Here is a 23391-nt window from a genome sequence, read left to right as displayed (position 1 = left end):
GCTAAGGACCTCAGTAAAGACTAAGGACGCCGCCCCACCACTCCCCTGCCCCGCGGCAGAGAAGAGGTGAAGCGGCGTCCTTTTTCTTACCCCCAATGGGGCTCAACGACATAAGTTACTGCACCAGCGGCAGCATGCCACTAGTCCTCGGCAGGTTCACCCTCTTGCGGGCTAAAGTCAGCGCCCTCGTAGTCAGTGTCTTCGTGGTCCTCAGGAAGCACACGCTCTGCCCAGGGCACCCAGGCAGGTGCAAGCAGGGCATCGTCCCCAGGGAGCAGACCAATTTCGCAGACGGTGGCCACCTTTGAGCGGGGAGCACGCGAGAGGGTAGCAAACCAGAACCAGCCACGGTAGCCCGGCAGGGTGCACTCAAAGAGGTGAGTGGTCAGACGCTCTTCCTCACCCCGCAGATGATGGAGGGAACCAATGGAATGTTCAGGGGCAATATCAGCTAGGCCGGCAAGAGCAACCTCTCGCGCCTCAGCAAGAACAGGATCAACCTTGCTAGTACGGCGGCGGCGAGTAGGCTGGCCCAGGGTGAGCCGGGGCACAGGCTCCTCAGCCTGCTCGGTGGCGGTGGCCTCAAGACCGGGCTGTTCGCAGCTTTCTGCGCTCCAAGCGCCGGGGGCCGTTAGCTCGTCTTTTACCTCTTCAGTCATACCCCTATTAAAGCAGGTCTGCGGGGCCTATGGTCGCCGCGCTCCCCATTGGCGTAATAAGGGCGCTTCTTCAGGTGCCTTTAGCGCTAGCCTTGGTAGCGTAGAAGCATGTCTTCTGAACACACCGAAATTCTAGAGCTACCCTACGGCGGGGCTATTCGGGCGCTGGGAGTGAGCGCCGCCATCCTGATGCTGGTAGGAACCATCTGCGGCGTTACCATGCTCCTGCTCAAATGGGCCACTGGGCAAGCACCCCACTTTTTGAGTGTCACCCCCTTAATTGCTGTGCCCCTGGCTTTTCTAGCACTGGCGGGAGCCTTATTTTTTACTGTGCTTCGCCGCCGAGCCAGCTAAACCCAGGCCACCGGCCTTTAGCTGATGGCGTATTTACTGTGTTTTCCCAACACACCTGATATAAATTCAGCTGAACATACAGTTGCACCCAGCTAGTGCACAGGTAGCGGGAGCACAATTAAAACGTGAATACCAAAGAACCTGAAGCAAAACTGCTGGTCGTCGACGACGAACCTAACATTCTAGAGCTCCTCGCAACCTCCCTGCGTTTTGCGGGCTTTGAGGTTGTCACCGCAGCTAACGGCCGTGAGGCCCTTGAAAAGGCTGAAACTGAGTCACCCGACTTAGCCGTACTTGATGTGATGCTGCCCGATATGGACGGCTTTACCGTCACCCGCAAGCTCCGCAGCTCCGGCCGACTCTTCCCCGTCCTTTTCCTCACTGCAAAGGACGACACCGAAGACAAGGTCACCGGTCTGACCGTAGGCGGCGATGACTACGTCACCAAGCCCTTCAGCCTGGATGAGGTAGTAGCCCGTATCCGTGCTGTTCTGCGCCGAACCCAGCCCCACATCGAAGAAGATTCACGCCTGCGCGTAGACGACTTAGTGCTCGATGACGATGCCCACGAGGTCTTCCGCGGCGACCGTGAAATCGACCTTTCCCCCACCGAGTTCAAGCTCCTGCGCTACCTGATGCTCAACCCCAACCGGGTGCTCTCTAAAGCCCAGATTCTAGATCATGTGTGGGAATACGACTTCAACGGCGACGCCTCCATCGTGGAGTCCTACATCTCTTACCTACGCCGCAAGATTGATAACGATCAGAACCTGCCCCCGCTGATTCACACCAAGCGCGGTGTGGGGTATCTGCTGCGTACCGCCCACAAAAACTAAAGGGGTCACGAGTTTGCGCTCTCGTCTCTCTGTGCACCGGCTGGGTTCGCTCTCCTTGCGAACCCAGCTGGTGCTTTTAACCTCCATGCTGCTAGCTCTGGCTATCTCGGTGATGTCTCTAGTCGCTATTTCAGCGATCCAAGGCAAGATGAAGGACCAACTCGATGATGAGATTACCGCCAGCTATAGCTACCTAGTCACTGCTGTCTACGCTGACCAGCAGCTCTCCCAGACCCAGGGGACCTTCATACCCTATGAAGCATATCTTTTAGATAGCGCAGGAAATATTGTGAGGCCGGTGGCGACCTTGGCTGACGAGTCCTCCTCCCCGGTTATCTCAGGGCTAACTGCTGAGAACGTTAAACGCTATAACAAGACGGCAATAACAGTTCACTCAGCCAGTGGGCACACCGAATGGCGTCTTATCGCCTTCCCTGTAGAGAATACCAGCCAGACCCTGGTCATTGCAGCGCCCCTGACCCAAATCAACCAGACGGTAGCTATCGTGGGTGGTCTCACCATGCTCTTTGGTTTAGCCACCCTGCTGGCTTCTATTGCCCTGACATGGGTGATCGTCACCAGAGCTTTTGAACCTCTTGCCAGGGTGGAGCAGACCGCCGCCCAGATTGCCGCAGGAGACCTCTCCCAGCGCATCGAAAACTACAGCCCCTATAACGAGATAGGTCACCTGACCACCTCGCTCAACACCATGCTCTCGCACATTGAAGAGGCCTTCGACGCTCAAAAACGCTCAGAGGTCAAGATGCGGCGCTTTGTTGGCGATGCCTCACATGAGCTACGCACCCCCCTGGTCTCTATTCGCGGCTACTCTGAGCTCTACCGAATGGGGGGCCTACCCAACGAGGAGGCCGTAGCCCTGGCCATGGATCGTATCGAGTCAGAATCTAAGCGCATGGGTCAGCTGGTAGAAGACCTCTTGACCCTGGCCCGTCTCGATGAGCGCCGGGTAGCTGAAAATGCCCGGGTAGATTTGCTCAAGCTAGCTACGGACGCAGCTAATGACGCCTTCGCCTCAGCCCCCGATCGCACCATCGAGGTAGTGGGGTTAGAGGGCGCCCAGGCCCTTACCGCCCTGGTCTGGGGTGATGAGCAGCGTCTACGCCAGGTGATTGCTAACCTGATGACCAATGCCCTGCGTTACACCCCGGCTGGTTCTCCCATTGAGATTGCGGTCGGCTCAGTCCCCGGTATTGATGGCACCTGGACCTCGGTGCTACAGGTACGAGATCACGGCCCCGGAATTCACGGTGAGGACGCCGAACGCGTCTTTGAGCGCTTCTACCGGGCAGATACCTCCCGCACCCGTGAGACAGGCGGTACCGGCCTGGGGCTGGCTATTGTGGCAGCTATTGTGGGCCAGCATGATGGCACCGTGCGGGTTGAAGAAACCGAAGGGGGCGGGGCAACCTTTACCATCCGCATCCCCCAGTACAGTGACCACACTGGGCCACCTCGACTGACGGCAGAGGAACAAGCCTAGATAAGGCTTTAGGGCCAGATTCACCCCGGTTCACGCACCCTGTGGATAGTAGTGAGAAAGCGTCATGAAAGCGTCATAGGTGCACCCCGCCCTCCTCCCCTTTGATAGGGAAACCCCGCCCTAGCAGCCTAACTGCGCAGGCGGGGTTTTCCACAGCTTCTCTTTTTCTTCCCCCAGCTACAAGCACCCCGTAGGCTCAGAGACATCAGGCACCCATCAGGGAATCCCTGAAACACCCTCTTATTTCCCAAATTCACAAGGAGAGCCTCATGGCCCAGTTCAATGTCGATGCAGACCTCATTGCCAGCAAGTCAGCCCAGGCCCGCGCCCAGGTAGACACCATCGTCTCAGACGTCAATGCCCTCACCGTCTCACTCCAGGACCTTCAGGGCTCCTGGACCGGCGCGGCGTCCGCTAACTTTCAGGGTGTGCTCACTAACTGGCGGGCCACCCAGCGCCAGGTAGAAGAGTCAATTGCCCAGATTAACGAGGCGCTCTCACGCGCCGGTGTGAACTACTCCGAAACCGAAATGGCTAACGCTGCCATGTTTGTCGGCTAGTCTCTAAGCGCGGTGTCCTGGCGGTAGCGGAGCTTCCAGCTACCGCCGGTGAGCACCCAGGTGCTCGACCGAACCACCCGACCGCGTGCGGTGGGAACCTTTGAGACCAGAAGGGCAGAATCTTGCCCTAAGGCAAGGGAAGAGACCAGTTCAGGTTCATCTGTCGTTGCGCAGGCCCTCTCCCGGTAGGCCAGGACGGTTGTCCTATCAATAATCTGCCCGGTCGGCACCACCCAGCTCACCTCAGGGTGCAAGAGTGCCCCCACCAGTTTTTCTGACCCGTATATAGAAGGTTTAAGCATCTGCCTTTCGCAGGCCAGCGCCTCAGACACAGGGTCCACCAGGCTCTCAACGGTGCTAGTTCTCTCAACAAGGCTAGTGTTCTCAACAAAGCTAGTGCTCTCAGCAGGGCTCTCAACACTCTTCTCAACAGCCTCTTGCCCTGTGCCCTTCAAACCAGGGCCTGTCTCTACCGGAGTACCATCACGATAGGCCTGGGCAGCCCGGTTGGCCCGTTCATCAGCAGCCTCGTTAAGGGGGTGGCCGGTGTGCCCTTTCACCCACTCAAAAGAATAGCTCCGGCCCTGAGTAGCCCGGTCAAGGGCCTGCATCAAATCGACGTTGAGCACAGGTTTACCATCGCTTTTCTTCCAGCCCTTTTTCTTCCACCCCGGCATCCATTTGGTGATGGAGTTGATGGTGTACTGGCTATCGCAAATAACATGCAGATGCTGATCTGCTCGGTCTGCGGTTGCTTCGAAAAGGTCAAGCACGGCTTTGAGCTCACCCATATTATTCGTGCCGTGCTCCCAGCCACCAGCAGCCCAGTTATCCTCGTCGATATACCAGGCCCAGCCAGCAGGCCCAGGGTTGCCCAGGGCAGAGCCGTCAGCGGCAGCAACGATTTTTTCTGTCATAGTCCTCAAACCTTAAACTGTTAGGGTGCAGGCGCATTTCATTCTACGCGCCCTCTCACCTGGACCATCACCGCTAGAATGGTCATCATGGTTCACCCTTCAACACCCGATGTCTCAGCGAGCGCCCAGCTCACTCTTTTCTGCATGCCCGCAGAGACACTCCGCTCAGGTCATGGGGTGAGCTGGCTGGCCCATGTTGGTTTAGAAGAGCAGGTGAGGGCAGCGGAGTTTAAGAACCCGGACGAGGCCCTGGCCTTTGCAGCCCAACACACCTTAATGCGGTGTATGGCAGCGGCCTTGCTGGATGTGAAGGCGAACTTAGCGGCAGAGATTGAGGTTGATCGCACCTGTTCCCTGTGTGAGAGCGGGCAGTTGCACGGTAAGCCCCGCATTGAGGGGGTCAATCTCAATATGGCCCGGGCTCTAGGGTTAGCGGTGGGAGTCACTGGCCCTACTGGGCTCAGCCTGGGAGTAGATGTGATGACCGTACGCGGCAGCTACTACGACAGCTTTGACTCTATTGCTCTAGCCGATTACGAAAAGCGGGTGGTGGCGTCCTTACCCGACCTAGAGGCGGCACTAGCTAGGCACCTTTTCTGGTGTGCTAAGGAGGCGGTGCTGAAAGCTACCGGCTACGGGTTGGCTTTGGAGCCTCGTAAGGTCATGCTTTCTTTGCCTCCGTTGCCCAGCGATTTAGCTCAGGCTCACGGGCTTACCGCTATGGCCTCAGCCCAGCTACCCGGTGAAAGGGAGCCCCGCACCTATTGGGTGACCTGGCAGGTTTTTGAGGGCACCCACCTCTTGGCTGTGGCCAGCGACCAGCCTCATGTTCTTATTAGCCACCGGGTCACAGCACCTTTTATGGTGCGGCGGGTGCTGGCAGTATAAACAGCCCAGAACTGCAGGCAACCTCAAACGACTAGGAACCTCAAGCTATAAAGAGCCCACATCAAGGCCAAGAGCGCGGGCGAAAGTCCCTAGCTTTGTAGCAGTCTCAGCGTGTTCACCGGCCGGAGTGGAATCCTTGACGATACCGGCACCAGCGAAGAGAGTGGCCGTGTGGGGGGCTACTTGGGCACAGCGTAAGACCAGGTACCAGCTGCCCTGCCCGCAGGCGTCCATATACCCTACTAGCCCGCCAAAGAAGCCGCGGTCAAAAGGTTCACACTCTTCAATCAGGTTTCGCGCCAAATCTGTGGGTGTGCCGCAGATGGCGGGGGTAGGGTGAATTGCCCTGGCTGCCTGGAGGGAAGAAACACCTGGCAGTAGTTGCCCGGTCACCGGTGTGCTCAAGTGCCAGAGTTGAGGTGTAGCCAGTAGGGAAGGAACAGGGGGCACATGCAGTTGCACGGTCAGGGCTCCTAGCCGCTGGCGGATGTCACTGACCACTGTGGCGTGTTCTGCCCTGTCTTTAGCCGACCGCAGAAGAGCCTCACCAACGTGGGCGTCATCGGTGCTGCCTGGGGTGGCAGTTCGGGCAGCAGAACCAGCGAGAGGAACCGTCCTCAAAGAGGTGCCCTTGGTGTGTAGTACCAGCTCAGGAGAAGCACCCATGAGGTAGTTGCCGTTAGGTAGCTGGGCACTAAAAACTGTGGCCCGCTCTTGCTGGACCCGCAGAGTATCAAAAAGGTGGGGTAGGTTAAGCTCCTGGTCGTAGCTTATCTGCAGCAGACGGGCCAAGACGACCTTATCGAGCTGGCCCCGGTTCAGAAGCTCCACCGCCTGGGCCACAGAAGCCCGGTAACCCTCATTGTCGAGTCCCACCAGGTGGGAAGGGGCAGGCTGTTCTACTGACTTGAGCACCGGCAGGGGGGTTTCTTCTGCCACCCAACGCTCAGGTACAGCAAGTTGGGCAGGGGCGTGCGGGTCAAAGGGGATGAGCCCCACCACCGCTGAGTTACGGCGCTGGGCTAGGCTCAGGGCGTCCGCCTCGTCTACCGGAGTCAAGGCACCTTCGGCCCGCACTACGGTAGTGCCTTCGGCCAGCATAAAAGGCGAAGGCAAAGCAGACAAATGGGACATTTTACTTTCTTTCACAAACAGTTGAGCAGTGGGGGCAGGGCCCCTTTTACCCTACTCCACCGGCTATAAGAAGCCTAAACGTACAGGGGTCTTTTACTGCTGCCGCTCTAGGAGCATAATCGTCTCGTAGTGGCTGCTGTAGGGGAACATGTCCATCACCTGCCCCTGCAAGGGCTTCATCGAGGGCATCTTCTCAAGGTCTTTGACCAGGGAGCGCAGGTTACAGCTAGAGTAAATCACCTGCTCAATTCCGCTCTTCTCGACCCAGTGGGCAAGGTCTGGCCCTAGCCCCCGCCGGGGCGGGTTAACAATGAGCATCTCAGGTACCTGGCCACTGCTTATAGCGTAGTCAGGGGCGTCCTGGGCGATAAAGGTAAGCCCTTGTAAGCCCTGTTCTGCAACGGTGCGCTGGGCAGAGGCAATAGCCTCAGCACTAATTTCGATACCGGTGACGGTGGCACCTTGGGGCATGACTGCGGCAGCGTGCAGGGCAAAGCCCCCTACCCCGCAGTAAAGATCCCAGAGGCTAGCCGGTGCGGCCTGGCTCACCCAGGTCTGTGCCCGGCGGTAGAGGGCAGCGGCAATAGGGGTATTGGTTTGAAAGAAGCTCTGGGGGCGCAGGTGCAAGGTCATGCCATTGACCTGCATGGGCAAGGTGGTGCGCTCGGTGAGAATGATTTCTTCTTCTCCCTCTACCAGTGCCACGTGTTCTCGCAGCAGGTTCACGCTCACCACAGCTAGCTGGGGTAGTTGCTGGTGCAGCCAGTCCAGGTGCTGTTTGAGGGCAACAATCAGCTTTTTAGAGCGCAGAACAAACCGGATCATGAGCTCACCGGAATCCGAGGCTGTGACAAGAATATTTTTCAGTTCACCCTTGCGCTGCGGAACCTTATAGGGGGTGAGGTTAGCCCCTTGGATGAGCTGGGTCAGGACGGGAATCGCCCGGCTTATGGCAGGTAGGTAGAGCTGGCAGTTGGTCAGGTCTATGCCCTGGCCCTGCCGGTCGAGAATACCGAGAGTAGGGTGCTGGGAGGTGCTACCGACCACCAGTTTGGCCTTGTTGCGGAAGGCTTGGTCAGCGCTGGGTACAGGGTCGAGCCAGTGCAGGGTGCCCCAGGGTTCGAGCAGGGTCTGGGCGTCCTTCTGCTTGCCCGCTAACTGGTGGGGGTAGGGGGTTTCAATCAGGGAGCATGAGCGGCAGAGGCCGGCCTCGAAGTAGTGGCAACGCATAGCTTCACTATTTTACAGCCCGCAGGGGTAGGCGCATAGGAGGGGTGCCTGGTCTGTTAAAACGCGGAACCGGCACCTGCTGGTGCAGGTGCCGGTTGAGGCAAATACTTCAGGGGCTCAAAAGGTTTCAAGCCCTGGAGTAGGGGTGGTTACATCATGCCGCCCATGCCACCCATGTCGGGGGCGGGGGCTGCTGCTGCAGGTTCGGGCTTATCAGCAACGACGGCCTCGGTGGTCAGGAAGAGACCGGCGATGGAGGCAGCGTTCTGCAGGGCAGAGCGGGTTACCTTGACGGGGTCGTTAATACCTGCGGCCATGAGGTCTTCGTACTCGCCGGTAGCAGCGTTCAGGCCGGTACCTGCAGGCAGGTTGCGGACCTTATCGACAACGACGCCAGGCTCCATGCCAGCGTTGAAAGCGATCTGCTTGAGGGGGGCGTCGATAGCGACGCGGACGATGTTAGCACCGGTTGCTTCGTCGCCAGAGAGTTCCAGCTTCTCGAAGGCCTTAACGCCAGCCTGGATCAGGGCGACGCCACCGCCGGGGACGATGCCCTCTTCAACGGCTGCCTTTGCGTTGCGCACGGCGTCCTCGATGCGGTGCTTGCGTTCCTTGAGTTCAACCTCGGTAGCGGCACCAGCCTTGAGCACTGCAACACCGCCAGCTAGCTTGGCCAGGCGCTCCTGCAGCTTCTCGCGGTCGTAGTCAGAGTCTGAGTTGGCGATTTCGCCGCGGATCTGGGCTACGCGGCCTTCGATGGCGTCAGCGTCGCCGGCGCCTTCGATGATGGTGGTTTCGTCCTTGGTGACAACAACCTTGCGGGCCTGGCCGAGCAGGTCGATGGTTGCGGTGTCTAGGGAGAGGCCTACTTCTTCGGTGATGACCTGGCCACCGGTGAGGATGGCAATGTCAGCTAGCTGGGCCTTGCGGCGGTCGCCGAAGCCAGGAGCCTTGACAGCTACAGACTTGATGGAGCCGCGCATCTTGTTGAGCACCAGCAGGGCCAGGGCTTCACCCTCAACGTCTTCAGCGACGATCAGCAGGGGCTTGCCGGACTGCATGACCTTCTCAAGGACGGGTACAAGATCCTTGACGTTAGAGATCTTGGAGCTAACGATCAGGATGTAGGGGTCTTCGAGGACAGCTTCTTGGCGGTCTGCGTCGGTGACGAAGTAGCCTGAGAGGAAGCCCTTATCAAAGCGCATACCCTCGGTCAGTTCCAGGGTCAGGCCGAAGGTGTTGGACTCTTCGACGGTGATGACGCCTTCCTTGCCAACCTTTTCCATGGCCTGGGCGATGAGCTTACCGATTTCGGGGTCGCCTGCTGAGATAGATGCGGTAGCGGCGATTTCTTCTTCGGTTTCAACTTCCTTAGCTGACTCCAGCAGCTCGGCGGTGACAGCTTCTACAGCCTTTTCGATACCGCGCTTGAGGGAGAGGGGGTCAGCACCAGCGGCGACGTTGCGTAGGCCTTCGCGCACGAGGGCCTGGGCGAGGACGGTTGCGGTGGTGGTACCGTCACCGGCGATGTCGTCAGTCTTCTTGGCGACCTCTTTGACCAGTTCTGCACCAATCTTTTCGTAGGGGTCTTCGAGTTCAATTTCCTTGGCGATGGAGACACCGTCGTTGGTGATGGTGGGTGCGCCCCAGGCCTTCTCCAGTACGACGTTGCGACCACGGGGGCCGAGGGTTACCTTCACTGCGTCTGCTAGGGTGTTCAGACCCTTTTCTAGACCGCGGCGTGCCTCTTCATCAAAAGCAATCAGCTTTGCCATATGGCTTTCGCTCCTTCTGGAACATTCGGGTTGAGCGCGATTCTTCGGTGCCCGCGACGGACGGCACACCCCGGTGTGCTGCCATGGGGCAGGTGGGGTGGGCCTCACCAGAGCATCGCTTCAGGTGTTTTACTCAAGAGCGGTTCGGCCGCTAAACCTAGCACATGATTTAGCAGTCGAAGCCTCTGAGTGCTAATACCAATCTTGGCACTTGAGCGGTAGGGGCGCAAACCTATTGTTCCTTCAAGTGAGCCTTAATCGCCCACAGCGCACAAGTCGGGCAGGCGGAACTGTATTGAGTCCTAGCCCAGTTGAGTTCTGGCCCAGCTGAATTCTAGCCCAGCTGGTAGGTGCCTGTAGCTGTCTCGTAGATGTAGTCACCGGTCGGGTCCAGGTAGAAGGTGGCGGTGGCCGGGTCATAGCTGTAACGCTCGGTAGTAGTGGGCAGGGCGGGGTTAGTGGCTAGTTCCCCTGCCCCGAGGCCTCCACTAGCAGGAGCACTGGCAGGAGCACTGATGGAATCGCTAGCAGGAACACTGGTAGCGTCTGAAGGTGAAGAGGATACCCCGCCCAGGCTAGCGGGGTCAAAGTCGGCCCCAAGCACAAGGTAGATCAGGCCGGTCTCTGCCTGGTAGTCCTGGGCGATGGTGAGCAGGCCCAGGGTATCGGCTATCTCATTGGCTTCTGATGAGGCTCCCGTGGCGAAGTACACCATGGACTCAGCAGCATAAGCCCCAGCCCAGTTAGCGGTAGAGACTACGCTATAGCCTTCTTCTTCAAGGACTGCGGCAGCCTGGGCGGCAGAACCAGAGGGAGCACTAGAGTTATACACTTCAACCTTCACACTGGAAGGGTCAGTGGTGGGGGTAGGCTCTGGGCTAGGGCTTACCTCAGCGGCGGCAGGGGCTGGGGCAGCGGTATCTGGGCTTGTTGCAGCGTCAGGGGCAGCAGTGCGCGGTGAGACCACATACATGAGGCCACCCACCATAAGGGCCAGCACACCGCTGATAATGATGGCCAGTAGCCCAGCGCGAGAGGTTGCCGTATCGACTACGGCACCACGGTAGGCGCCGCGGCGGGCAGTGCTCTCGTCAATATCGTCGAACTCATCGCGGGGGTAGCGGTTCACAGGCGTCCTCATCATCATGGGCGGTGGCGGGCTTCTAGTTACTAGGGTACACGGGCTTACAGGGCGGTACACGGGCTTACAGGGGAAGGCGCCCCTAGGCCTGATCAGGTTAGGGCATCGCGCTTGAGCCGCAACCGACGGGTCAGCGCCGGTTCAGCGGCAATAACACGCGGGTTATCAATCAGGGCGTTGAGCTGCTGATAGTAAGCCACCGGGGTAAGCCCCAGGGCGCGGGTAATTTCCTGCTCTTTACTACCCTGGTATTTGAAGCGTTTTTTCTCCAGCGCGAGAATAGCCGCTTCGCTCTCACTCAGGCCTTCATCAGGTTCACTGCTCTCGCTGCTCATCTGCTCCCTCTCGGTGGTCTAGTCTTAGTAGGGAGAATACCTTACCCCGCCCAAGGAGTGCCGTGTCTGCCCGTCCCCTGCATGAAATTATGTCCCCTGACTGGGCCCAAGCTCTAGCCCCCGTCGAACCCCAAATCCGGGTCATGGGCAACTTCCTCAGGGCAGAACACGAGGCAGGACGCCCCACCCTACCCCCAGGCCACGATATCTTCCGAGCCTTCACCTACCCCATGAGCGAAGTCAAGGTACTAGTGATTGGCCAGGACCCCTACCCCACCCCAGGCCATGCCATGGGGCTTAGCTTTTCAGTCCACCCCGAGGTGCGCCCGTTGCCCCGCTCCCTACAAAATATCTACAAGGAACTCCAAGCCGACACCGGGATAGTACCCCCACCCCATGGGGACCTCACCGCCTGGAGCGCCCAAGGGGTCATGCTCATGAACCGGGTGCTCACCGTCGGGGCAGGCCAAGCAGGGTCCCACCGCAACCTGGGCTGGGAGCACATCACAACCGCCGCTATCGAGGCACTAGCACAGCGGGGCACGCCCCTGGTAGGCCTGCTGTGGGGAGCGGACGCCCGCAAATGCAAGCCCCTACTGGGCGGCTACCCCTGCGTTGAGTCGCCCCACCCCTCACCGCTCTCAGCCTCACGAGGCTTCTTCGGCTCCCGGCCCTTCAGCCAGGTCAATGAGCTTCTCATACAGCAAGGGGCGCAACCTGTGGACTGGGCCCTACCCCACTAGCGGTCCCGCTTCTCCTGCTGTTCACTACCCTCAAGAGCCGGGCTAAGATACCGCTGAATGAGGTACTGCATCAGATAGCTACCTAGCACCACACCCGAAGCCATGGAAAGAATAATGGCAATAGCCGCCACCATACCCGGCACACCAGCATCTGAATTAGCCTCCACCGTAAAAAGATAAAGACCACGGAACACCGACAAACCAGGGAGCAAAAAGGTCAAGGCAGGCACATAGAAAATAGACGCCGGAGCATGCAAACGGTAAGCCAAAAAAGTACTCATCAGACCAATCACCAAAGCCGCAAAAGCCGTATTAGCCCGCCCAGCACCGCTACCAAAAATGAACGTATACCCCTGATACACCCAAAAACCGCAGGTAGCGATCAACAAAATCCACAAGAGGGTAGGCCAGCGGGCATGGGTAGTAACCGCAAAAGCCAAAGACGCCAGCATGAAGAAAACATAACTTGCCCCCAGGCTGGCACCCACAAACCGGGTCTCATTAATATCAAGCTCACTCACCCCCAGCACCGACAGAGCCGCAACCGCCGAAGCCAAGCCCACCACAATCCCCAAGAAAGACATACCGGTAGACACAAACTTACCCGCCGCAGTGAGCGGAAAGCCGTTAAGGGCGTCCTGCACCGCTGATACCAGCCGGGCAGTCGGCAAGAGCATAATAAGCCCAGCAGTCACAATATGAGGCGCGGAAACATGAAAGCCCACCTGAGAAAAAAGAGAGGCCTCATCCGATATATAGATAGCTGCGAAGGTCACCACACCAGCGCCCGCCGCCAGATTAAAGAAACCAGGCATCTTCAACTTAGAAATAAGACTATTCACAAAGTGAATCACCAAGAAAACGATACCGCCCACAGCCCCCGCAGCAAGCGACCCACCCACAGCTAAAACCAGTGAAAAAGCCGCCACAATATTAGCCAGCATAATCACCATAGGCGAATAAGGCTTCTTAGCAGTATTAATCGTATGCAGGCGACGCTCAGCCCGATGACGCGGCAACCCGCCAGCAGTAATGTCATTAATGAGCTGATAAATATCGTCAAGAGCCGCGTAATTCGCTGACCACGACCGCACCACACGCATGACCGTATGGCTAAACCGCTCCTTACCCGCAGAAGACTCCCCCACCACACTCAGATTGACGGCACGGGTACGATCATCAACCTCATCAATATCTGAAACATAGTTAATAATGACCGACTGGTTAGTGATATCAATTTCAACATCATCCAACCCATAGGCCGCACACACTGCCACAATAGCCGAATCCACATCAACAGTATCGGCCCCATAATGAAACATAGTCTCAGCCAGCCGCAAAGAAAAATTAAGCACCTCACGGGCAGCCTCCTTCTCACGCACATACTCAGCCCGGTGAGCACCAGCAATATTGAAAGGACGCTGAGCCAGGCGGGCGACACCACGCATAGGCTTAGTTAGCGACTGATCCGTGCTCACAAAAGACTTCAAAGAAGAACGCACCCGCGAAGGACGTTTAGAAGCCGGACGGCGCGGGGCAGCCGGAATAGCCACAGTGTGCGGGCCAGAGGTAGAGGGGTAAGAGGCCTGTTGCAGGCCGGTTGGCTCATCGACCCTAGGGGGGTCAAAGGCGCTCGCACCCTGGCCTGATTTTCCCTGGCCCATTTCTCCCTGGCCCAGGTGGGCTAGGCGGTCACGGAGCTGTGGGTCCCGCACCTCGGCTAAGGAGACCACCGGCAAGGGCCCCCAACAACCCGGTGCCGTCGAAGAGGAGGGGGCGGCCTGCCCACTGGCGTCCGCGGCCTGCCCACCAGAGTCTGCGCCTGGCTCGCTGGCACCCGCACCCTGCCCACCGGCGTCCGTACCCTGGGCAGGGGCCTGGGTCGCTCCCTTACCCTGCCCGCTCGTTGGGTGCTCGCCCGGTGCCACACGCGGCAGGAGGGTGGTTTGCCCAAAAGCCCCTGCGCCAGTATCTTCCTCAGCAGGGGCCAGATCAAAAGCAGAGGCGGAAGGGTAAGCCTTCTGCTGCAAGGGGGTCTTGCTAGGGGTCAAAGGTGTTACTCCTTCCGCCTCTTACGGTGAAAGATGTTCAGGCACAACAACCGCTGTACCTAGTGTGAACCGGGGTCTGTTTAGTAGAAAGGCTGGCCGGTCTTACGCACCCAGAGCTGGCGCATAATCTTCTCAACAGCCTGGTTCCAGGCCTTGTACTTGACCGGTGAAAGCACCTGATCCCAGACACCCACATAGTCGATGACGTCCTTGGTGAAGGAGGTCTTGAAAAGGCCCAAACCGTAGTGGTGGTGGTCCTTGTTCTTGAGCTCGCTCTTAGGCGGGGTGCCGCAGAAGTCGTAGCTCTTAATCTCAAATTCCTTCATCAGGTCGGTCAGGGCAGTCCACTGAACCTGGTGAGAGTCACCGTACTGTTTACGGCGGGGCTTGGAGCCGCCGTCCTTATAGGTGCCCTTCTGGCCGTAGCGAATCACGTACGCGCCTACGGATGGCTCGCCGTCCTCGTAGGTGAAGTAGAGGCGGCCCTGGCCGGCCTCTTCGAAGGTGGCCCAGAAGTCGCGGTAGTAGTCGTAGGAGCGCAAGCGTACGTTGGCATTACCCTGGCCCACGGTGTCCATCAGAGCATACATCTTCTTCATGTTCTCTTCAGTCAGGGGCACCCGCTCCACTTCGCAGCCCTCGCGCAGGGAGCGGCGCACGGCGTTGCGTCCGCGCGATGAGAGGGACTTGAGCACATCGTCTTCGCTCTTGTCGGTATCAAGAATAGCGGTAGAGTCGTTGGGCTGAATGTTCCAGCTCTTCACTAGCCCGGTCTTGGCCATAAAAGCGTTGGTGGAGTCATCTGCGATGATGTCAGGCTCAATCTTGACCGCAAAAACACCCAGCTTTTCACGCTTGATGAAGTTCTTATTGGCCTCAAGAATTGCGGGGATTTCTTCAACAGAGTTCACCCCAGGGCCCTTAATCATGTACCAGATTTTACCCAGGGCAGGCACAGACTTTTCGAGTACCAGGTTGTAGCTGGCAAAGGGTGCTTCTTCACCGTTAATCTCGGTGGTGCCTTCATAGACCAGGTAGAGAGGCTTCCAGCCGTGCTTGGCCTTCACGGAGGCAAAGGACGCTGACTGCAGCAGGTTGCCGCCGCCGGGGCTGGCGATGACGTGCTCATCCCAGGATGCGATTTCGGCGTCGGTAGCGAAGCGGGCTGTGAACTGTCGCAAGGTCCCTCTTTTTCTTTTCAATGCGCGGTGGGGCGCGGGAAAGGTTTCAGCTTCCAAGTCTATCGATTGTGGGGCAAGGTGTGCATCCTTTAACAGCGTGAGATGGGCTGTCTTTTGCTGTGGTCTACATCGACAAAGAATTATATGTCGTAGAACCCCAAGTATATAGGGACTAAAAATCAGGGCCGATACAATGAGCCCCTAGTCCAGTATCTAGAGTCCATAACCTAATATCTGCCTGTTTCCCGACTCGTGCCCGGTAACTTTCAATTTCTGTCAAAATCCAGACATCGCCGGCTCCTACCCCACTTTGGGCATGGTCAATATAGGAGATTCCGCTCCCCGCCCCCTCCAAGAACTTGTTGATGAAATCTGCATTCCATTCAAAATTATGCAAAATATAGGGAGGCAGCGAGAGGGAAGAAAGTTTCAACCATCCTTGAAACTTCTCTGCAAGTGTTCGGCGCTGCCTTCCATCCGACAGTTGGGCTATGTGATTTCCCGTTTCGATAACGGCTGTTACCGGAAGAATAAAATGACAGCCAGCCTTCTTCTGCAGGGCTTTAAAATCTTCCGCTACTTCTTGCCTATCTTGGTCTTTGCCCGGAACCATCAGCAAGTTACAAAGAATGGACGTATCAATAAACACAGTCTGTTTCATGCTAAATCCCTAGCAAGTCATTAAGAGCTCTGTAGTCAGGTTGTGGTGTCTCAGTATCTCGAAACTCGTCTGCAGCTACAGCCTTCCCTAAGGTTTTGCTTGCAAGAACCTGCTCAAAATCAGGGAAATCTACCAAGGGTTTAAGGAGGGATTTTCCAGTATCCGGGTCCCGATAACAGACGACGATGCTCTCGTTGAGTCGGCCTTCTGCCGCATCTAAGAGAGCCGGGCTATGTGTAGTTACCAAAACCTTGAAATTTGGTCTTTTGCCGCTTTCTTCAACCATGTGAAGTAGCCGGGAAGCTTGGGAAGGATGAACTCCATTTTCCAATTCTTCAATAACGGTCAGCACCCCGCCCTGTACTACCTTATTCTTGTCCCCCAGCTTTTGGACAGTTCCGGCTTTGATATCAAGGCTTTCACTAGCAGGTAATAAAGTAGCGGCTATGGCCAAGAAGCGCAGCAACCCATCGCTCATCTCCCGAGCAGGAGTTTGAAACTCTTTTTCCTGAAGAGCTAGCATTACCTCATTCAGCTCGGTCCTCACAAAATTAATGCCTGTGATACCGTCATCCACAATTTCACCTACCAGCTTCTGGATATGGTCAAAAGTAGTAGGGTCTTGCTTACTCAAAGCTAGCAAGACGGCAGAGATATTTTCACCAGTACGCTCCATATAACGCGGGTGCTCTCGGACGTAATCTCGCATAAGGTAAGGTACCGGGTCGAGATGGAAGACGGAGAGAAGAGCCTCACGCACAGCTGCGGCGCCCTCAACTGCCGAACGAACACCCAGTTCGTCACTGTATTGGAAACGATCAATGAACTGTGTCAGAACTAGCCGGTTGTCCGCAAAAAGTGTTTTAGGATTGTAGCCTTGTTTTCCGTTATGGTAGTAAGCTTCAAGGCTACCTGTTCTCTCTTTTTGCCAAGAGTGGGCATTGAACAGCTGCCTTTTTTCTTCCCATACCCTTCCACTGGATGGAAGTGCGGGACCGGTTAACTCTTCACTAAGAATCCTGCACTCGCCCTCATGGCTTACACCAATGGTCAGGCTGTATCTATGGTCTGCCCCATCCATCTCAACTAGGCAGCCCAAGGTAAAAGATTCTTCTCCATGGGGGACTAGACCGACGCTACCACCGCGGATAGCCCCGCCCTCCCGTCTGCGCCCGTCAAGCGCATCATTGATAGACTCACCGCCAGCCAAACGGCTCAGGGCATCTAAAGCGTCCAAAGCATTAGACTTTCCAGTGCTGTTTCGCCCAATCAGGAGAGTTGTATCAGCTATAGGCAGAGTCTGCTCTTCAAAGCCCTTAAATGAGGTCAGATGAAGTTCTTTAAGTTCTGCGGTCGTTCCCATAGAGTTAGTTTACTAGCTGGTTTGAGAATCGCTCAATGAAAAGAAAAAGCCTACCACTTACACGGTGGCAGGCTTTTTCAGAGTAAAACCGAACTACTCGGCGTCGTGGTCAGTCTCGAGGATCTTGACCAGGGTGTCGAGTGCTTCTTCAGCGCCTTCGCCTTCTGCGCGCAGAACGACCTTGTCGCCGTGCTTAGCACCGAGTGACATCAGGGAGAGGATGGAAGCTGCGTCCATTGCCTCGTCTGCGGGCTCGCCTTCAGCGGCGATGGTGACCTCAACAGGGAGGTCGCCTGCTGCTTCAGCGAAAATCGCTGCGGGGCGGGCGTGCAGGCCAACACGGCTTGCGATGGTGGCAATACGTTCTGCCATGGGGTTCTCCTTAATAAAGGGGTGCGGATTTTTGTCCACTACTGAGTCTAAATCAGGGCGCGACGGTTTCGCTCGCGTTAATCACCTATTTTGGTGTGATTTATTCAGAAATAGATTCTTGGCTTAGAGGCCGAGCTCGTCAAGAATCGGCAGGTGCTTGCGGGCTGCTTCCTTAGCTTCTGCAGAGGAAATCTGGTCCAGAGCATCGTTAGCGATCTGTTGTGCCTTTTCAGGGGTCACTGACTTGAGCACGGCAGATACGGCGGCCATAGCACCGGCGTTCATGGAGAGGGTATCTACACCCAGGCCTACCAGCACCACAGCCAGGGCGGGGTCGGCTGCTGCTTCACCGCAGACAGAGACGTACTTTTTCACACCAGACTTCGATGATGCCCGCTTAGCACCTTCAACGGTCAGCTTAATCATCTTCAGCACGGCCGGCTGCCAGGGGTTGTTGAGGTGGGCCAGATCGCCGAGTAGGCGGTCTGCTGCCATGGTGTACTGGGTGAGGTCGTTGGTGCCGATGGAGACGAAGTCTACTTCACCAAGGATTGCCTCAGCGTTGACGGCTGCTGCGGGAGTTTCGACCATGACGCCACGGGTCTTAAGACCAATCTTGTCTACTGTGTTTTTGAAGCGGCGGGCTTCTGAAGTAGTTGAAATCATGGGGGCCATAACCCAGATGTCAGCATCGGTGCTCTCAGCCGCTTCCTTAATGGCCTTGAGCTGGCGTTCAAGCACGCCGGGCACAGCAGTGTCGGTACGGAAACCGCGCACACCCAGGGCGGGGTTTTCTTCTTCCTTGACGTTGAGGAAGGGCAGGGGCTTGTCTGCCCCTGCATCGAGAGTGCGTACAACGATGTGCTGGCCGGGGAAAGCGTCGAAGACGGCCTTGTAGCTAGCGGTCTGGGTTTCTACTGAGGGCTCAGCGTCGTGGCCTAGGAAACCAAATTCGGTGCGGAGCAGACCCACACCTTCAGCTTTGAGGCTGGCTGCTTTCTCTGCACTCTTGCCGTCACCAACGTTGGCGTAGAGGGGCACATGGGTGCCATCTGCCATGATGCCGGTGCCGTCAAAGTCAGGTAGTTCCTTGCGGTTGGCGTATTTTTCAGCCAGTTCGCGGTGTTCGTCGGTTACCTCTGTCTCGACGGTACCTTCGTTGGAGTCAACGTAGACTTTGGTGCCGTTTTCAATCTCGGTGACGCCCTTGGCGGCAACGATGGCAGGTAGGCCAAGCCCGCGAGCCAGAATTGCGGTGTGGGCCTGGGGGCCACCGTCGGAGGTAATCAGGGCGATGACCTGCTGGGGGTCTAGGGTGGCGGTGTCTGCCGGTGCCAGGTCGATAGCTGCCAGGATGAAGGGCTCAGCAGAGGTAGGAATACCGGGGGCCTGCTGGCCGGTGAGCTCGGCAACAATGCGAGCGCGGACGTCGTGGATGTCGGTGACGCGTTCGGCCATGTAGCCGCCTAGGGCTGCCATCTGGTCGGCGAAACCGGTTGCTGCTTCCCAGACTGCTAGTTCGGGGGCTTTGCCCTGCTTTTCGACGAGTTTGATGGCGCTCTTGAGGAGGGCGCGGTCGGTTGCCATCTGTGAGGTGGATTTGAGCACGGCTTTACCGTCGCGGCTAGCGTGTTCGGCGCGTTCCAGTAGACCTTTTTTGACGGCTTCTGCGGCGGCTTTGATGCGTTCGGCGGCCTGTTCGGGGGTTTCGTCAGCTGAGAGCTTCAGGGAAGAGGAGGGAGCTTTGATGGGCTCGGGCATCTGAAGGACTTTGCCGATAACGCGGCCGGCGTAGACGCCGACACCCTGGTAGGTAGTCATAGAGTTTTCCTTCTAAGGGGTTGAAGTGATTAGACGGTTGCCGTGGCCTTACGGCCTGCAAGTGACTTGAGAACAATATACATGAGTGAGCCCACTAGGGTACCTGCGATAACTGCCACAAGGAACATGAGAGGGTTCTCAACTAGGGCAAGGATCCAGATACCGCCGTGAGGTGCAGGGGAGGCTACGCTAGTGCCCATGGAGATGGCACCGGCCACGGCAGCACCAATCACTGAAGAGGGGACCACGCGCAGGGGGTCGGCGGTGGCGAAGGGGATGGCGCCTTCGGAGATGAAGGAGGCACCCAATAACCAGGCTGCCTTGCCGTTTTCGCGTTCGGGGGCGCTAAAGAGCTTGGGGCGAATAGCGGTGGTCAGGGCCATCGCTAGCGGGGGAACCATACCTGAGATGATGACGGCTGCCATGACCTGCTGGGAGGCCAGGGTTCCGGCTGAGAGGCCTGCGGTTGCGAAGAGGTAGGCTGCCTTGTTGACGGGCCCGCCAAGGTCAAAGCCCATCATGGCACCGAGGATGATGCCTAGAAGAATAGCTGAGGTACCGGTCATGGAGTTCAGCCAGTTCTCTAAGGAGCTGGTAACCCAGGCTAGGGGGCCGCCGAGCAGGAAGAACATGAGACCGCCGGCGAAGAGGGTGGCAACTAGCGGGGTGATGACCACGGGCATCATGGAGGCGAGCCAGCGGGGCAGCGTGAGCAGGGAGAGCCAGTAGGCGCACAGGCCAGCGAGCAGACCTGCGACGATACCGCCGAGGAAGCCGCCGCCAACCATGACGGCGACAGAACCGGCGATGAAGCCGGGGGCGATGCCGGGGCGCTGTGCTAGCCCGTAGGCGATATAGGCTGCCAAGATGGGGACCATGGCTGTTAGGCCAAAGGCCCCGATGGTGTGTAGGGCCGCTCCCAGGTAGAGGGAGAGCGGGGTGTCACCCAGGTTGGTCAGGGAGGCCCCTGAGAGGATAGCTTGGGTGTCTACGTCACCTAGGTTGGGCATGGTGATGGCTTCGAGCATGAAGCCGATAGCTAGGATAATGCCGCCTGCTGCTACGAAGGGAATCATGTAGGAGACGCCGGTCATGAGGGCCTTGTAGATGCGTGTACCCCAGGAGCCGCCTTCGTCCGCGCTTTCTGAGGTGTCAGCTGCACCGGCTGCTACGCGCTTGCCTTTGGGGTTTTGGGCTTCGGCGAGAGCTTCTTCAATCAGGGTCTTAGGCTCGTCGATACCTCGCTTGACCGAAGCCTCAACATAAGGTTTGCCGGCGAAGCGTTCGCGACCGCGTACGGGCAGAGCGACAGCGAAGACGACGGCGTCTGCTTCGTCAATCTCGGCTTGGGTGAGTTTTTCGCCCCCTGATGAGCCTTGAGGTTCGCCTTTGAACTCATAACCCAGTTCTTCGGCGGCGTATTTGAGGCCGTCGGCTGCCATATAGGTGTGGGCGATGCCGGTGGGGCAGTTAGTGACAGCCACAATTTTCTTACGCCGGGTAGGTGCTTCTGTTTCGGTAGCGTCTGTGGTGGCTACGGAGCCGGACGCGGCGGGTGCCTCAGCGGCCTTTTCACGCAGGCCCAGGACTTCTTCAACGAGTACGACTACTTCGTCAGCGGTTTTGGCTTCGCGTAGGGCGGTGGTGAACGTTTTCTTCATGAGGGAGCGGGCCATCTGAGAGAGAATCTTCAGGTGGGCTTCGCCGCCATCGGCAGGGGCTGCGATGAAGAAGATGAGATCGGCGGGGCCGTCCTTTGCCCCGAATTCAATGGCGGGGTTGGGGCGGGCCATGGCGAGGGTGGGTTCGGTGACTGCTTCACTGCGACAGTGGGGAATAGCGATACCGCCGGGAATACCAGTGTCGGTTTTTTCCTCGCGGGCACGCGCAGCAGCGTAGAGGGCCTCAAAGTCGGTGGCGCGGCCAGCACGGACGACGGCGCGAGCTAGATGCTCGATGACGTCGAAGCGGGTGCCGCCAAGGTTCTCATCGAGGCTGATGAGATCCGCAGTGATGAGAGCAGACATGTGCTCCTCCTCAGATTGTGTTTTAGGGGGTTGAGGGTGCGGTTCTGGTGGGGGTTTAGAGGGTCAGTTTGCGTAGGGTGACTGCTTGGGGGGTGGTTGATTCGAGGGTGGGCACCTGGGTGCCGGGTAGGGAGGCGGCAGCTGAGCCGTGGGCGACAGCCTGTACCAGGCATTCGGGGAGGGTTTTGCCCTGTTCGTGGGCGATGAGGAACCCTGCTAGGGAGCAGTCGCCTGCCCCTACGGTGGAGCGTACTTTGATGGGGGCATGGACGGCGTGCCAGGCACCTTCTGCGGTCACGAGTACGGCCCCTCCCCCGCCCAGGGTGGCCAGGACCATTTCCACGCCGCGGTCAACTAGTTCTTGTGCGGTAGTTGCGGTGAGTTCGGGGCTGGCTTCGAGTTCGTCCGCCATCTCAATTTTACCGACCAGCTCAGCGAGTTCTTCGGAGTTGGGTTTGATGAGGTTGGGCATGCCATCTAGACCTACGAGGGCGTCGCGTAGGGCTACCCCGGAGGTGTCTACGGCGATGCGGGGGGCTTTGTCGCCCAGGGATTCGCGGATGGAGCGGCCTACTACGGCGTAGTAGTCGGAGGGGACGCCGGCCGGTAGGGAGCCTGCTAGTACGAGCCAGGCTGCGCCGATGGTTTCTTTGATCATGAGGCGGGTGAGCTGCTGTTGGGCTACGTCGTTGAGGGGCTCGCCGGGGGCGTTGATTTTGGTGGTGGTGCCGTCGGGTTCGACCACAGTGATGTTGGAACGGATAGGTACGCCGATGGGCATGTTGACGAAGGGTACTTGGTCTTCTTTGAGGCTGGCTAGTACGGGGTCTTCGTTGTCGCCGGGTAGCACTGCCACGGTTTCGAAGCCGGAGATGTTGAGGGCGCGGGCGATGTTGACGCCTTTTCCGCCGGGGTCTGAGGCGGCGGCGATGGCACGTTGGACGGCGCCACGTTTGATGGCGTGGGAGAGTTCCACGGTGCGGTCCATGCTGGGGTTAGCGGTTAGGGTAACGATCATGCGATAAGCACCTCTACGTTAGATTCTTCAAGCGCTGCCGCGAGTTCACCTTCGGGCGCTTTATCGGTAATGAGAGTGTCGATGTCTTCTAGCCCGGCGAAGCGTACCAGGGCCTCTTGGCCGAATTTGGCTGAGTCGCAGAGGAGCACGACGCGGCGGGCTGATTTGACGATGGCGGTTTTGACGATTGCTTCGTTGGGGCCGGGGGTGGAGAGCCCGAATTCGGCGTCTAGGCCGTTGACGCCGATGAAGGCAATGTCGGGGCGGATGGTTTCGAAGTGGGCGGCGGCGCGGGTTCCGACTGCCGCCCAGGTCATTTTGCGGAGCTGGCCGCCGACCATGTCGAGTACCACCCCGTCAGCTTCAGCGAGTTTCACGGCGATGTGAAGGGCATGGGTGATGATGAGGCGGTCGGCGCCTGATTTGAGGGAGAAGTCTGTGGCGGCGATGCGGTCGGCTAGGATTTCGGTGGTGGTGCCTGCGTCCAGAACTACCGCCCCGGCGTCCGAATCGCTGAGTAGCTCATAGGCGCGCTGGGCGATTCTCTGTTTTTCGGGGGTGTTGAGGTTTTGGCGTAGGGCGATAGAGGACTCTACAGAGGTTGATTGCTCTACGGTTACGGCACCGCCGTGCACGCGGCGTAGCTTACCTTCAGCTTCGAGGGCTGCTAGGTCACGGCGGACAGTTTCCATTGTGACTTCGTAGCGTCTAGCGAGGTCTGCGCCGTTGACGCGGCGTGCAGAAGCTACGAGCTTCGCGATTTCGGCGCGTCGTTCTTCAGCGAACATGTCTTTATCACCTTATACAACTGGAAGGTGGGCCGG

22 protein-coding genes are annotated in these 23391 nt (G+C 58.0%); 6 read left to right on the top strand and 16 right to left on the bottom strand.

Going from position 1 to position 23391, the window contains the following annotated elements; genetic code table 11:
• Positions 1-140: 140 nt before the first annotated feature.
• Positions 141-659: a DUF3027 domain-containing protein gene (locus ACEE09_RS06735; protein ID WP_449083228.1), complete on the bottom strand. Its 519-nt coding sequence runs from the start codon at positions 657-659 to the stop codon at positions 141-143.
• A gap of 108 nt (positions 660-767) precedes the next feature.
• Between ACEE09_RS06735 and ACEE09_RS06730 the strand changes: the two genes are divergently transcribed.
• The 4 genes from ACEE09_RS06730 (at position 768) to ACEE09_RS06715 (ending at position 3910) form a co-directional block, all read left to right on the top strand.
• Positions 768-1013, top strand: a complete 246-nt coding sequence (locus tag ACEE09_RS06730) for a hypothetical protein (protein ID WP_449083226.1) — start codon at positions 768-770, stop codon at positions 1011-1013.
• A gap of 125 nt (positions 1014-1138) precedes the next feature.
• On the top strand, positions 1139-1849 hold the full coding sequence (locus ACEE09_RS06725) for a response regulator transcription factor (RefSeq protein WP_449083225.1): 711 nt from the start codon (positions 1139-1141) through the stop codon (positions 1847-1849).
• An 85-nt stretch (positions 1850-1934) separates the two neighbouring features.
• Positions 1935-3350 (top strand): ATP-binding protein, encoded by a 1416-nt coding sequence (locus ACEE09_RS06720; protein WP_449083251.1) that lies wholly within the window; start codon positions 1935-1937, stop codon positions 3348-3350.
• A 269-nt stretch (positions 3351-3619) separates the two neighbouring features.
• A complete protein-coding gene (locus tag ACEE09_RS06715; RefSeq protein WP_449083223.1) occupies positions 3620-3910 on the top strand; it encodes a WXG100 family type VII secretion target in 291 nt (96 codons plus the stop codon).
• Here ACEE09_RS06715 and ACEE09_RS06710 read toward each other — a convergent pair.
• Positions 3907-4827: an RNase H family protein gene (locus ACEE09_RS06710; protein WP_449083221.1), complete on the bottom strand. Its 921-nt coding sequence runs from the start codon at positions 4825-4827 to the stop codon at positions 3907-3909. The genes ACEE09_RS06715 and ACEE09_RS06710 overlap by 4 nt on opposite strands.
• A gap of 87 nt (positions 4828-4914) precedes the next feature.
• Here ACEE09_RS06710 and ACEE09_RS06705 point away from each other — a divergent pair, with 87 nt between their 5' ends.
• Positions 4915-5715, top strand: coding sequence for a 4'-phosphopantetheinyl transferase family protein (locus tag ACEE09_RS06705; protein ID WP_449083219.1), 801 nt, complete (start codon positions 4915-4917; stop codon positions 5713-5715).
• A 45-nt stretch (positions 5716-5760) separates the two neighbouring features.
• On the opposite strand, the gene ACEE09_RS06700 is transcribed toward ACEE09_RS06705, so the two are convergent.
• The 5 genes from ACEE09_RS06700 to ACEE09_RS06680 form a co-directional block, all read right to left on the bottom strand.
• Complete coding sequence (locus tag ACEE09_RS06700; protein ID WP_449083217.1) at positions 5761-6849, bottom strand: isochorismate synthase; 1089 nt, start codon at positions 6847-6849, stop codon at positions 5761-5763.
• 93 nt (positions 6850-6942) lie between these two features.
• On the bottom strand, positions 6943-8079 hold the full coding sequence (gene rlmC / locus ACEE09_RS06695; protein ID WP_449083215.1) for a 23S rRNA (uracil(747)-C(5))-methyltransferase RlmC: 1137 nt from the start codon (positions 8077-8079) through the stop codon (positions 6943-6945).
• A 149-nt stretch (positions 8080-8228) separates the two neighbouring features.
• Positions 8229-9854: a chaperonin GroEL gene (gene groL, locus ACEE09_RS06690; RefSeq protein WP_449083214.1), complete on the bottom strand. Its 1626-nt coding sequence runs from the start codon at positions 9852-9854 to the stop codon at positions 8229-8231.
• Positions 9855-10188: 334 nt separating this feature from the next.
• Positions 10189-10983: a LytR C-terminal domain-containing protein gene (locus tag ACEE09_RS06685; RefSeq protein WP_449083212.1), complete on the bottom strand. Its 795-nt coding sequence runs from the start codon at positions 10981-10983 to the stop codon at positions 10189-10191.
• 104 nt (positions 10984-11087) lie between these two features.
• Entirely contained in the window at positions 11088-11330 is a 243-nt protein-coding gene (locus tag ACEE09_RS06680; RefSeq protein WP_449083210.1) for a DUF3263 domain-containing protein, read from the bottom strand.
• Between the two features lie 62 nt (positions 11331-11392).
• Between ACEE09_RS06680 and ACEE09_RS06675 the strand changes: the two genes are divergently transcribed.
• A complete protein-coding gene (locus ACEE09_RS06675; protein WP_449083208.1) occupies positions 11393-12073 on the top strand; it encodes a uracil-DNA glycosylase in 681 nt (226 codons plus the stop codon).
• On the opposite strand, the gene ACEE09_RS06670 is transcribed toward ACEE09_RS06675, so the two are convergent.
• The 9 genes from ACEE09_RS06670 to ACEE09_RS06630 all read right to left on the bottom strand — a co-directional run bounded on the left by ACEE09_RS06670 (position 12070) and on the right by ACEE09_RS06630 (position 23355).
• Positions 12070-14124 (bottom strand): threonine/serine exporter family protein, encoded by a 2055-nt coding sequence (locus tag ACEE09_RS06670; protein ID WP_449083207.1) that lies wholly within the window; start codon positions 14122-14124, stop codon positions 12070-12072. The genes ACEE09_RS06675 and ACEE09_RS06670 overlap by 4 nt on opposite strands.
• Positions 14125-14204: 80 nt before the next feature.
• On the bottom strand, positions 14205-15305 hold the full coding sequence (locus ACEE09_RS06665; RefSeq protein ID WP_449083205.1) for a lipid II:glycine glycyltransferase FemX: 1101 nt from the start codon (positions 15303-15305) through the stop codon (positions 14205-14207).
• 172 nt (positions 15306-15477) lie between these two features.
• A complete protein-coding gene (locus ACEE09_RS06660) occupies positions 15478-15966 on the bottom strand; it encodes a hypothetical protein (protein ID WP_449083204.1) in 489 nt (162 codons plus the stop codon).
• A 1-nt stretch (position 15967) separates the two neighbouring features.
• Positions 15968-17329 carry an AAA family ATPase gene (locus ACEE09_RS06655; protein ID WP_449083202.1) on the bottom strand — a complete coding sequence of 454 codons (1362 nt, stop codon included), beginning with the start codon at positions 17327-17329 and terminating at the stop codon, positions 15968-15970.
• Between the two features lie 93 nt (positions 17330-17422).
• Positions 17423-17701 (bottom strand): HPr family phosphocarrier protein, encoded by a 279-nt coding sequence (locus ACEE09_RS06650; protein WP_135013272.1) that lies wholly within the window; start codon positions 17699-17701, stop codon positions 17423-17425.
• 123 nt (positions 17702-17824) lie between these two features.
• Positions 17825-19522: a phosphoenolpyruvate--protein phosphotransferase gene (gene ptsP, locus ACEE09_RS06645; protein WP_449083200.1), complete on the bottom strand. Its 1698-nt coding sequence runs from the start codon at positions 19520-19522 to the stop codon at positions 17825-17827.
• A 29-nt stretch (positions 19523-19551) separates the two neighbouring features.
• The gene (locus ACEE09_RS06640) at positions 19552-21549 is read right to left on the bottom strand and encodes a PTS fructose transporter subunit IIABC (RefSeq protein WP_449083198.1); all 1998 of its coding nucleotides are present in this window, start codon (positions 21547-21549) and stop codon (positions 19552-19554) included.
• Between the two features lie 55 nt (positions 21550-21604).
• Entirely contained in the window at positions 21605-22567 is a 963-nt protein-coding gene (locus ACEE09_RS06635) for a 1-phosphofructokinase family hexose kinase (RefSeq protein ID WP_449083196.1), read from the bottom strand.
• A complete protein-coding gene (locus ACEE09_RS06630; RefSeq protein WP_449083195.1) occupies positions 22564-23355 on the bottom strand; it encodes a DeoR/GlpR family DNA-binding transcription regulator in 792 nt (263 codons plus the stop codon). Before ACEE09_RS06630 ends, ACEE09_RS06635 begins: the two co-directional genes overlap by 4 nt.
• Positions 23356-23391: the final 36 nt, after the last annotated feature.

The sequence above is a fragment of the Rothia sp. 88186D007BW genome (assembly GCF_053544215.1).
Note: the sequence above shows the minus strand (reverse complement) of the source record. Positions and strands in the feature narration are given on the sequence as shown.